The organism is Aquimarina sp. TRL1 (assembly GCF_013365535.1).
GTDB classification, from domain to species: domain Bacteria; phylum Bacteroidota; class Bacteroidia; order Flavobacteriales; family Flavobacteriaceae; genus Aquimarina; species Aquimarina hainanensis.
Window position 1 is genome coordinate 3,042,559 of record NZ_CP053590.1, and the last position, 12,684, is coordinate 3,055,242.

General features: G+C 36.5%; 6 protein-coding genes. 5 read left to right on the forward strand and 1 reads right to left on the reverse strand.

The features are described 5' to 3' along the window. The first annotated feature begins 77 nt into the window (after positions 1-77). From rpoC to HN014_RS12265, 3 genes are read left to right on the forward strand one after another with little or no spacing between them, the layout of a single operon-like run. A complete protein-coding gene (rpoC, locus tag HN014_RS12255; protein WP_176029155.1) occupies positions 78-4,379 on the forward strand; it encodes a DNA-directed RNA polymerase subunit beta' in 4,302 nt (1,433 codons plus the stop codon). Positions 4,380-4,438: 59 nt separating this feature from the next. Next, complete coding sequence (locus HN014_RS12260) at positions 4,439-4,747, forward strand: DUF3467 domain-containing protein (RefSeq protein ID WP_176029156.1); 309 nt, start codon at positions 4,439-4,441, stop codon at positions 4,745-4,747. A 38-nt stretch (positions 4,748-4,785) separates the two neighbouring features. Then, the gene (locus tag HN014_RS12265; RefSeq protein WP_176029157.1) at positions 4,786-5,109 is read left to right on the forward strand and encodes a DUF962 domain-containing protein; all 324 of its coding nucleotides are present in this window, start codon (positions 4,786-4,788) and stop codon (positions 5,107-5,109) included. Positions 5,110-5,151: 42 nt separating this feature from the next. Here HN014_RS12265 and HN014_RS12270 read toward each other — a convergent pair whose 3' ends face one another. Then, positions 5,152-6,738, reverse strand: a complete 1,587-nt coding sequence (locus HN014_RS12270; RefSeq protein WP_176029158.1) for a peptide chain release factor 3 — start codon at positions 6,736-6,738, stop codon at positions 5,152-5,154. A gap of 407 nt (positions 6,739-7,145) precedes the next feature. Here HN014_RS12270 and HN014_RS12275 point away from each other — a divergent pair, with 407 nt between their 5' ends. Next, positions 7,146-11,666, forward strand: a complete 4,521-nt coding sequence (locus HN014_RS12275; RefSeq protein WP_176029159.1) for an Ig-like domain-containing protein — start codon at positions 7,146-7,148, stop codon at positions 11,664-11,666. Positions 11,667-11,725: 59 nt separating this feature from the next. Continuing rightward, positions 11,726-12,673, forward strand: coding sequence for a type IX secretion system membrane protein PorP/SprF (locus HN014_RS12280; RefSeq protein WP_176029160.1), 948 nt, complete (start codon positions 11,726-11,728; stop codon positions 12,671-12,673). Positions 12,674-12,684 lie beyond the last annotated feature (11 nt).

Genomic DNA, 12,684 nt, shown 5'->3' on the forward strand with positions numbered 1-12,684 from the left:
TAGAAGTAATAAGTAAGACTGTATTCATCGTACTATTCAATATTTAAAATACAATAATTCTTAAGGTACCATATATTATGGCAAGAAATAATGATAAGAATGCAGTAAAGAGATTTAATAAAATCTCTATAGGATTAGCCTCTCCAGAATCTATATTGGCACAATCAAATGGAGAAGTTTTAAAGCCTGAAACTATTAATTATCGTACACATAAACCAGAACGTGATGGTTTATTTTGTGAGCGTATTTTTGGTCCTGTAAAGGACTTCGAATGTGCTTGCGGTAAATATAAAAGAATTCGTTACAAAGGGATTGTTTGTGACCGATGTGGAGTAGAAGTAACGGAGAAAAAAGTAAGAAGAGATAGAGTAGGACATATTAACTTAGTAGTCCCTGTAGCTCATATTTGGTATTTCCGTTCATTACCAAACAAAATTGGATACTTGTTAGGACTTCCTTCTAAGAAACTGGATATGATAATCTACTACGAACGTTATGTAGTTATCCAGCCAGGAATTGCTAAGAATGAAGAAGGGGAGCCTGTACAAAAGATGGACTTCTTAACAGAAGAAGAATATCTAAATATATTAGACAGCTTACCGCAAGAAAATTTATACCTGGATGATACTGATCCAAATAAATTTATTGCAAAAATGGGAGCTGAATGTCTTATAGAGATATTAAAGCGAATCGATTTGGATGCGCTTTCGTATGAGCTGAGACACAAAGCAAATAATGAAACATCAAAGCAACGTAAGACTGAAGCACTAAAAAGACTTCAGGTTGTAGAATCATTACGAGAAGCAAATAAGAATAGAGAGAATAGACCAGAATGGATGATTCTCAAAGTGATTCCTGTAATTCCGCCAGAATTACGTCCGTTGGTACCATTGGATGGAGGAAGGTTCGCTACTTCTGATTTGAATGATTTATATCGTAGAGTAATTATACGAAACAACCGTTTGAAGCGATTGATGGAGATAAAAGCTCCAGAGGTTATCTTGCGTAATGAAAAGCGTATGTTACAGGAATCTGTAGATTCGTTATTCGATAACACAAGAAAAGCTTCAGCAGTAAAAACAGATTCGAACAGACCTTTAAAGTCACTTTCAGATTCTTTAAAAGGAAAACAAGGACGTTTCCGCCAGAACTTATTAGGTAAACGTGTGGATTATTCTGCTCGTTCTGTAATTGTTGTAGGACCGGAATTAAAGCTATTCGAATGTGGATTGCCTAAAAATATGGCAGCAGAGTTATACAAGCCTTTTGTTATCAGAAAGCTGATAGAAAGAGGAATTGTAAAGACTGTAAAATCTGCTAAAAAGATTATTGATAAAAAAGAGCCGGTAGTATGGGATATTCTAGAAAATGTACTAAAAGGACATCCGGTATTACTAAACCGTGCTCCGACACTTCACCGTTTAGGTATTCAAGCATTCCAGCCAAAACTAATAGAAGGTAAAGCTATTCAGTTACACCCATTAGTATGTACGGCATTTAATGCCGATTTTGATGGGGATCAGATGGCGGTTCACTTACCATTAGGACCAGAAGCTATTCTGGAAGCACAATTGTTAATGTTAGCTTCTCATAATATTCTGAATCCGGCAAATGGTTCTCCGGTAACAGTACCTTCACAGGATATGGTGCTTGGGTTGTACTATATGACAAAACCTCGTAAGTCAACCGACGAATTGGAAATAAAAGGAGAAGGGTTAACCTTCTACTCTCCAGAAGAAGTGATTATTGCTTATAATGAGAAAAAATTAAATATTAATGCCAACATTAAAATCAAGGCTCTTGATTTTAATGAAGAAGGAGAATTAGTTCCTCAGATAATTGAAACGACTACTGGTAGGGTACTGTTTAATATGAAAGTACCTAAGAAAGCAGGTTTCATCAATGAGGTATTAACTAAGAAGTCACTTAGAGATATTATCGGACGTATTCTTAGTTTAACTAGTGTTCCTGAAACAGCGGCATTCTTAGATGAAATTAAAACATTAGGATTTAATTTCGCATTTAGAGGAGGGTTATCCTTTAGTTTGGGAGATATTATTATCCCAAAAGAGAAGCATACGATGATTGCAGATGCTAATGGTAAAGTAGATGATATCGTAGCAAACTATAACATGGGATTAATAACCAATAACGAACGTTATAATCAGGTTATTGATATATGGACATCGACAAATGCTCAGTTGACAGAGTTATCGATGAAGAGAATTCGAGAAGATCAACAAGGATTCAATTCTGTGTATATGATGCTTGACTCCGGAGCGAGGGGGTCTAAAGAGCAGATTCGTCAGTTAACCGGAATGCGTGGATTGATGGCTAAGCCTAAGAAATCTAACTCTGCCGGAGGTGAAATTATTGAAAACCCGATTCTTTCTAACTTTAAAGAAGGGTTATCGATCTTAGAATACTTTATCTCTACTCACGGAGCTCGTAAAGGACTAGCGGATACGGCATTGAAAACTGCCGATGCAGGATACCTTACAAGACGTTTGGTAGATGTAGCACAAGATGTAATTATTAACATTGAAGATTGTGGTACATTACGAGGAGTTGAAGTATCAGCATTGAAGAAAAATGAAGAAATAATTGAACCATTAGGCGCACGTATTGTCGGACGTACTTCATTAGTGGATGTAATTAATCCGTTGACACAGGAAGTTATCGTTGAAGGAGGAGAAGAAATCGATGATAAGATCGCTAAGAGAATAGAAGAATCTCCTGTAGAATCAGTAGAAGTACGATCAGCATTGACATGTGAGGCAAAACGCGGAATATGTGTGAAATGTTATGGGCGTAACCTTGCTACCGGAAAAACAGTTCAGCGAGGAGAAGCGGTAGGAGTTGTTGCTGCACAATCCATTGGAGAACCAGGAACACAGCTTACACTTCGTACTTTCCACGTAGGAGGTATTGCAGGAAACATTTCCGAAGAAAACCAATTAAAATCTAAGTTCGCTGGTAAGGTGGAAATAGAAGAATTGAAATTGGTAAAAGGAGAAGATCCAGAAGGAAATGAAATTGATGTAGTAATTTCTCGTACTTCAGAAATTAAGATAATAGACCCTAAAACTAAAATTACGTTAAGTACGAACCTTATTCCTTACGGTTCTCAATTAATGATTCAGAATGGAGATACAATTACCAAAGATCAGGTGATTTGCCAGTGGGATCCATATAATGGAGTGGTTATTTCTGAATTTGCAGGGAAAGTTCGTTATGAAAATATCGAGCAAGGAATTACTTATCAGGTAGAAATAGATGAACAAACAGGTTTCCAGGAAAAAGTAATTTCAGAATCAAGAGATAAGAAGAAAATCCCAACGTTACAGATTTTAGGGAAAGGAGATGAAGTACTACGATCGTACAACTTACCTGTAGGTGCCCACCTTATGGTAGAAGATAATGAGAAGATCAGAGTAGGAAAGATCCTAGTGAAGATTCCTAGAAAGTCTGCTAAGGCAGGGGATATTACAGGAGGTCTGCCAAGAGTAACAGAATTATTCGAAGCACGTAATCCTTCAAACCCAGCAGTAGTAAGTGAAATCGATGGAGTTGTTTCTTTTGGAAAGATAAAACGTGGTAACCGAGAGATTATCGTAGAATCTAAAATAGGAGAAATAAAGAAATACCTTGTTAAGTTATCGAATCAGATTCTGGTACAAGAGAATGATTTCGTAAGAGCAGGAATGCCGTTATCAGATGGATCAGTTACTCCAGAGGATATCCTTAAGATCAAAGGACCTTCTGCTGTACAGCAGTACCTTGTAAACGAAGTACAGGAAGTATACCGATTACAAGGAGTGAAGATCAATGATAAACACTTTGAGGTAGTGGTACGTCAGATGATGCGTAAGGTTAGAATTGTAGATCCGGGAGATACTATATTCCTAGAGAATCAATTAGTTCACAAATCTGATTTTATAGAAGAAAACGATCAAATCTTCGGAATGAAGGTGGTAGAAGATGCAGGAGATAGTGAGTTATTAAAACCTGGTCAGATCGTTACTCCTAGAGAATTAAGAGATGAGAATTCTGTGTTGAGAAGAGAGGATAAGAATTTAGCAACTGCTAGAGATGTAACCCCTGCAACAGCAACACCTATCTTACAAGGAATTACCAGAGCGTCTCTACAAACAAAATCATTTATATCAGCAGCCTCATTCCAGGAAACTACAAAAGTACTGAATGAAGCAGCCGTAAGTGGAAAAGTAGATAGCTTAGAAGGTCTTAAAGAAAATGTAATTGTTGGACATAGAATACCAGCAGGTACAGGAATGAGAGATTATGAAAGCATCATAGTAGGATCTAAAGAAGAGTTCGAAGATAGAATGGAACAAAAACAAGAAGTAAATTTTAACTAATAGAGCGAAAAGCCTGCCAGACGGCAGGCTTTTTTTTGCTTTGCCTAAAAAAAAGATATATGTCAGATAATAAAAATCAACACCAATTAAATATCGAATTGGATGAAAATGTAGCAGATGGTACGTATAGTAACTTAGCTATAATTAATCATTCGATTTCTGAGTTTGTAGTCGATTTTGTGAATATAATGCCAGGGAGACCTAAAAGTAAAGTGAAGAGTCGAATTATTTTGACACCGCAACACGCGAAACGTTTTCTAAAAGCATTGGCTGATAATGTACAAAGGTTTGAAGAGGCACATGGAGAGATAAAAGACTACGAACAACCTCCAATTCCAATGAACTTTGGACCTACAGGACAAGCGTAATAGTTTATTTTGCTGATAATTAGTATTTTTATAGTACGATGTCAGATAATACTATAAAAACATATCAGGAATTTTATCAGTTTTATTTAAAAGAACATAAGAATAAAGTAAGTAGGATATTACATTTTGTAGGGACTTTACTCGTGTTTATTCTAGTCGTTTTAGGAGTTATTTCTCAATGGACATGGCATTGGGTGTTTGTTCCTCTTGTCGGATATGGATTTGCATGGGTAGGACATGCTTTTTTTGAAAAAAATAAACCGGCTACATTTCAATATCCTGTATGGAGCCTATTGTCAGATTTTAAACTATTTTTTGAAATCCTTTTTTGGAAAAGATCATTTAATAGTGAAGAAGATTAAAAAAAGCCGAATAATTATATAATTATTCGGCTTTTTTCTTTTCTAAAATTCCGAAGTGTAATGGAATTTTATAGCAGGATATTTTTGTTCTGTCATTTGTAGTGAAAAAGATGAGTCTGCAAAGAAGACAAGTTGTCCATGTTTGTCTTTGGCTAAGAATTTGTTCTTTACTCGTTTAAATTCTTTAAACTCTTCTCCATTTTCATCTTCGGGATCTACCCAGCAAGCTTTGTGTACATTGAGGTTTTCATAAGTACATTTGGCTCCATATTCATGCTCCAGCCTATATTGAATTACTTCGTATTGAAGAGCCCCAACTGTTCCGATTACTTTTCGTCCGTTCATTTCCAAGGTAAAAAGTTGAGCAACTCCTTCATCCATTAACTGGTCAATTCCTTTAGCCAGTTGTTTTGACTTTAGCGGATCTGCGTTGTTAATATATCTGAAGAATTCAGGTGAGAAACTAGGGACCCCTTTATAATTCAGTTTTTCTCCGGTAGTCAGTGTGTCTCCGATTTTGAAGTTTCCGGTATCATGTAGTCCTACGATGTCTCCAGGGTATGAAATATCTACAATCTCTTTTCGTTCGGCAAAAAAAGCATTGGGACTACTGAACTTCATCTTTTTATTAAGCCTGGTGTGTAAATAGGGAGCATTTCTTTCAAAAGTCCCGGATACAATTTTTATAAAAGCCAAACGATCCCTGTGTTTGGGATCCATGTTCGCATGGATCTTAAAAACAAAGCCAGTAAAGTCTTTTTCTTCCGGGTGTACAACCCTAAGATCACTTTCCTTTGGTCTTGGAGGAGGAGCAATAGATATAAAACAGTCTAATAGTTCTCTAACTCCAAAATTGTTTAAGGCAGAACCAAAAAAAACAGGTTGAAGTTCTCCGTTTTTATATGCTTCCTGATCGAAAGAAGGATAGATTCCTTCTACTAACTCTATTTCCTCACGGAGGGTGTCAGCAGCAGTGTCACCTATAAGATCACTTAACTCAGGAGATGACAAATCCGAAACTTCTATGGTTTCTTCAATGTTTTTTCGACTATCCCCGCTAAATAAATTAATGTTTTTCTCCCATATATTATAGATTCCTTTGAAATCATAGCCCATACCGATAGGGAAACTCAAAGGAGTGATTGTAAGTCCTAGTTTTTGTTCGATTTCATCAAGTAGCTCAAATGCATCTTTTCCTTCTCTATCTAATTTGTTTATAAAAACAATCATAGGGATATTACGCATTCTACATACGGAGACCAGCTTTTCTGTTTGCTCCTCTACCCCTTTGGCAACATCTATTACTACAATAACACTATCAACAGCGGTTAAAGTTCTAAAAGTGTCTTCAGCAAAATCTTTATGCCCAGGAGTATCTAGTATGTTTATTTTGTATGATTTATATTCGAAAGCAAGAACAGAAGTAGCAACAGATATACCTCTTTGCCTTTCGATTTCCATAAAATCACTAGTGGCTCCTTTTTTAATTTTATTCGATTTTACAGCTCCGGCTTCTTGAATAGCTCCTCCAAAAAGTAATAGTTTTTCAGTAAGTGTGGTTTTTCCTGCATCTGGATGAGAAATAATACCAAATGTCCTTCTTCGTTGTATTTCTTCTGTGAATTTCATGCTACTATTTAATGAAGGAGCAAATATACTATTATTAAATAAAGAATGTAAAGCATAAAGAAGGTGTAAGTTACTTACCAATTTAAACGTTTAGCAGTGTTTTTTGTCGAGTAAAGTAGTGTTTGATCTAAAATGTTAAAATTTCACCAATTTCTGTATGTGTTTAATACCACGCTCTTTGTAAATTGTACCCTTAAAATTAATTACGGGAAAACCGTATATTTGTTAAGGTTTTATAAATCAATGATTTTAGGGGCTTTTTTTAAAATTAATATTATAAAAACCATTAATTGATTGAGAACAACATTGTAAGTGATTTTTAATTAGTGATTTGTGTATTGGGGGCACGATTATTAGTAGATAAAAATTACGTTACAAGTATTACATAACTAACAAAATCATTCAATATGGTAGTTTTTCACTTTGTTAAAAGGTTATTAACTCTAGGGGCTTTTGAATATTTTCAAACGAGTTACAGACACATTAGAGTACCGGTAAGGGTAAATGGATTATTTTTAATAGTTTTCTTGGTTATAGGACTAGGAGCGTATGGACAGGCTGTCGATCCGTGTACAGATGGAGCCAGTGTATCAGGAGAGATTACAGTTTCTGATGCAGATGGGGATGGGATTAACAACTTTTGTGATGCAGATAATGATGGAGATGGAATCTCTGATATTGCAGAAGGAAGGTGTAATGTAGCACAATCAGGAACCTGGTCAGCAACAGGTACAGGAACTGAATTTTCATATGATTTTGGAAACGGAATTATCGCCAGAGTTACTACTACAACTTCATTTGCTTTTTCTTCAGGAAATTTTAATCCGTCAGGAACTGGCTTTTGGTCAAAACCTCTGGAAGGGAATGTTTCTCTTCAAAATGAGTATGATTGGGATTCTTTTTTGACTATTAACTTTGAGGATGCATTAGGAAATCCAGTCTTAGTAGCTAATCCGATTTTTCATTTTGATAGAGTAGGAGGGTATATTGCTACAGGACAAAACTCAGCAGTCATTACCTTGCAAGATGGTGTCACATGGACAAAGTTAGCAGGTACGACTGATTTTGAAGTAACTCCTACTACTGTTTTTGATGGAGGGGCAGGAACATTACCCGCACCAGGAAGAGTAGGTTCAGAAAGTACAATGGATGATGCGGATGGATCTGCAGCGGGATCCGTAATGATTAATGAGGTAGTATCTACGGTTACGTTTCAGTTTATTGAATTAGGAAATGCCGTACCTCACTTAAATAGAGATGGGATTGAAATTATTATAGATGCATGTATCGCATTGGATACGGATTCAGATATGATTCCTGATTACTTAGATTTAGATGCAGATAATGATGGAATCTATGATGTGGTAGAAGCAGGTTTTGATGCAAAAGACACAAATAAAGATGGGAGACTGAATCTTGCAGATGGAACTTATGTTGATGTAAATAATAACGGACAAGAAGATACTATAGAATCTGCTACAGTGATTGATACCGGAAATGACGGTTCATTAGATTATATTACTTTGGATAGTGATGGAGATGGTTGTTCTGATGCAAACGAAGCATATAATGATGAGAGTGCCGACGGAGGTGATGGAGGACAATATGGAACAGTAGACCCATCGACAGTAGATGCGAATGGATTAGTAACTGAAGCAGGGATAGATTATAGTTTAGGGACGAATACCAATGTCACAACAGCAGGAAATGCTCCAGTTATAACAACCCAGCCAGTAGATCAAACAATAAATGCTGGAGGGGATATAATATTTGAAGTAAGTGTTTCTGGTACAGGAATCGTATATCAGTGGCAGGTGGATACAGGAAGTGGGTTTATGGATATCGATCCAGCTGATATGACTGATATATACACAGGGAGTGATTCAGCGACCTTATCTTTAACGAATATTCCTGTTGCGGATCATGATAATACATATAGAGTTCGGATAACAAGTACTTCTTATGTATGTAGCAATCAACTGTCTGATGAAGCAGTGTTAGATTTAAATCCGGTAGCAGAAGATGATGCGTATACAACTATTGAAGATGTTGCTCTGACGACTCCTGATGTTTTGCTTAACGATGCAATTGTTGATGGAGCGAGCATTACTGCTTTTGATGCTACAGGAACTAATGGAGGAACCATTATTAATAATGGAGACGGAACATTTACTTATACTCCGGTTTCAGGGTATACAGGAACTGATACATTCACATATACAATATGTGATAATGATACACCTACAGCTAGTTGTGATACCGCGACTGTAACGATTACCATTACTGATGAAGGAAACCCAATAGCAGTAGATGATGCTTTTGATACCGTAGAAGATACACCGGTGACAACAACAGATGTGTTGCTTAATGATACTGTTATTGATGGCGCAAGTATTACTGCTTTTGATGCGACAAGTACTAATGGAGGTACAGTTGTTAATAATGGAGATGGAACGTTTACATATACACCAGTTTCAGGATTCACAGGAATAGATACATTTACCTATACTTTATGCGATGACGATGCACCTGTAGCAAGTTGTAATACAGCTACTGTGCGTATTACTGTTATCCCAGCGATTGAGTGTGATACACAAAAAACTTTAGATTGGTCTGGTGTGACATGGGGACCTGGAGACGCGTCTGCAACCTATACAGTTAGTAATACAGAACTTAATTTTTCGGTGACAGATGCATCAAATTCTTTGATCGCTGCTCCTGTACAATTACCAGTGTCTGGAGCTTTTTACAGAGGAAGCCAAGCTGGAATTCAGGAAACATTATTGTTAGCTTCAGACCTTACAGTATTAGGAACCACTAATGAAGTTGTTGTCGAGGTAGATTTAGGGATTTCAGGAATAGGAGTTAATAGTCTTAATTTTGAATTATTTGATGTGGATGGAGAACTAGGAGCTTTCTTCAGACAAGAAAAATATGTAATTACAGGATTTCTGAATGGCGCTACCGTGCTTCCGGTGATTAATGCATCAGGAAGCCAGCTTGTAACGGCAAATACAATTTTAGGAGTGGACCCTTCAGAACCTAATGGAGCTACCTCGGAAGAAGGAACCGTATATATAGGATTCCCTTCTGCTGTAGATAAGGTAGAGATACGATTCTCTATTGATGCGGGAGCAGTTATTAATCCGGGGAGTATTCCTGGTTTTGGAATTTATGATTTCAACTTTTGTCCAATTTTATTGTTGCAATCTGATACCGTAATCACTAATGAAGATACTTCAGTTCAGGTAGATATATTGAATAATGATAGCGGAATTCCAACAGAAGGGACTATCGCAGCAAGTGACCCATCAAATGGAACAGTCGAAATAGATGATAATGGAACCCCAGATGATCCTTCAGATGATGTATTAACCTATATTCCTGATCCGGACTTCAATGGTATGGATTCGTTTACATATACGGTATGTGATACAGCTTCACCTCAAAATTGTGATACAACTACAGTCGAAGTAACTGTGGTACCTGTAAATGATCCTCCTATAGCAACTGATGACTTATTTACTGGAGCAGAAGAAACAGAAATAACAGGAAATATTATTACAGCTGATAATGGAAATGGAATAGATAATGATATTGATTCTGCTGTATTAACAGTGACTGAATTTACTGTAGAAGGAACTAATTATGTAGTGCCGGATGGAGGAAGTAATGAGGTAATCTTGGATGGAATAGGAACTGTTGTTATTCATTCGGATGGAACGCTGAGTTTTACTCCAATAAAAGATTATCATGGGACATTACCGGTGATAACATATACAGTATCTGATGGGATGTTGACTGATCAGGGAGATATAACCATAGTGGTAACAAATGTTCCAGACCCATTATTACGTCTGGTAAAAACAGGAGAGCTAATTAACAGAGAAGTACATTATACTTTTACAGTGACTAATATTGGAGATACCGAAATTGATAATATTGTTATTGATGATGCGAGATTAAATGCTAGTGATTTAGTATTAGTTCCCAGTACATTATTGCCAGGAGAAGTAGGAACCGTGACAGCAATTTATCCAATTACAGATGAAGATATAAGAGATCAGGAGGTGATCAATAGTGCGACTGTTATTGGAGTCGATCCAGAAGGAAATGATATTATGGATATTTCTGATAATGGAGATGAGACTATAGATGATGATGGAGATGGAGATCCAGGGAATGATCCGACAATTACTTCTTTAGATACAGTATCTAATCTGGCATTGACCAAAAAAGGAGTATATGTAGATGCGAACAATGATGGAGTGCCTAATGTTGGAGATCAAATAACTTATTTTTTCACAGTGGCAAATACTGGAAATGTAGTTATAGAGAACATTGTGTTAACAGATCCATTAATAGGTATAGAAATTACCGGAGGTCCGATAACGTTAGAACCAGGAGAGGTGGATGGAAGTACTTTTTCAGGAGTGTATACCTTGACCGCAAAGGATATCAATCAAGGGAATGTTGAAAATCAAGCTACAATTACAGGGCAAAACCCTGATGGAGAAGATGTAATAGATCTTTCTGATGATCCTGATAATGATACTGATGTTGATGATGATAATGATGGAGATGGAGAAGATATCACAATAACACATATTGATATGGTAGACGATTTTACGGTTTTTACTGGAGTAAGCCCTAATGGTGATCAGATCAATGATGAGTTCAGAATTGTAGGTCTTAAAAACTTTCCTAATAATACAGTAGCAATCTATAATAGATGGGGAGTAAAAGTTTTTGAAGAAGAAGGATATGAGCAAGAAAATAATAAGATGTTCAAAGGGTATAGTGACGGGAGAGCTACTATTGATGAAAATGAACCGCTACCGGTAGGAACTTATTTTTATACTGTAGAGTATGAAGATGCAGCAGGAGAAAGAAAATTTAAATCAGGATTCTTATACTTAAATAGATAATTATGTGAAAGGGGAGAGTTTCCTCTCCTCTTTTTATTGAAAAATTAAAAACTGTATAAATGAATAGACTTATACTTTTAATTGTTTTTGTAACTAGTGTATGGTCAGCATCAGCACAGCAAGATGCTCAGTATACACAATATATGTATAATACGATAAGTGTCAACCCTGCATATGCTGGTAGTCGGGGAGTGATGAGCATCAGTGGTCTTCACCGGAGTCAATGGGTAGGATTGGATGGAGCACCCCGTACTCAGACCTTATCGATGAATACGCCTATAGGAGAGAGTAACCGGGTAGGTTTGGGAGTTTCTATCGTCAATGATGAGATAGGACCTACTCAGGAGACCTATTTTGATATTGATTTTTCATATACAATACCTACTTCAGATGTTGGGAAGTTAAGTTTTGGATTAAAAGCAGGAGGTCATTTACTGAATGTAGATTTTCAGCGATTGAGCAAATTTGATGTTAATGATCCGAGTTTCGAAAATAATATAGACAATAAATTTAGTCCTAATGTTGGGATTGGTTTGTATTATCATACCCCTCGTTTTTATTTAGGATTGAGTGCTCCAAACTTATTGGAGACGGAGCATTTTGATGAGAGTGCTACGGTTGGGGGTAATGATTCTTCAGCCTTTGTAGCTAAGGAGCGTATTAATTATTATTTAATTACAGGTCATACGTTTGATCTCAGTAGTGATGTTAAATTTAAACCAGCTTTGCTGACAAAATTGGTCTTGGGAGCTCCTTTACAGGTAGATTTATCCGCAAGTTTTTTATTGTATGAGCGATTGAGTTTTGGAGTTGGTTACCGTTGGGATGCAGCATTGAGTGGTATGGTTGGCTTTCAGGTCTCAGATGGTTTGATGGTTGGTTTTGCTTATGATCGAGAGACTACTGAACTAGGTAAGGCAGTGTTTAATGATGGTAGTTATGAAGTATTGCTTCGATTTGAACTCTTTAAGAAATACAACAGAATGTTAACCCCTCGTTTCTTTTAAAAAAAAGTGGA

What these genes read in the sequence shown, in the direction of transcription:
- rpoC (WP_176029155.1), top strand. Translation starts at nt 78, where the DNA reads ATGGCAAGAAATAATGATAAGAATGCAGTAAAGAGATTTAATAAAATC.
- HN014_RS12260 (WP_176029156.1), top strand. Translation starts at nt 4,439, where the DNA reads ATGTCAGATAATAAAAATCAACACCAATTAAATATCGAATTGGATGAA.
- HN014_RS12265 (WP_176029157.1), top strand. Translation starts at nt 4,786, where the DNA reads ATGTCAGATAATACTATAAAAACATATCAGGAATTTTATCAGTTTTAT.
- HN014_RS12270 (WP_176029158.1), bottom strand. Translation starts at nt 6,738, where the DNA reads ATGAAATTCACAGAAGAAATACAACGAAGAAGGACATTTGGTATTATT.
- HN014_RS12275 (WP_176029159.1), top strand. Translation starts at nt 7,146, where the DNA reads ATGGTAGTTTTTCACTTTGTTAAAAGGTTATTAACTCTAGGGGCTTTT.
- HN014_RS12280 (WP_176029160.1), top strand. Translation starts at nt 11,726, where the DNA reads ATGAATAGACTTATACTTTTAATTGTTTTTGTAACTAGTGTATGGTCA.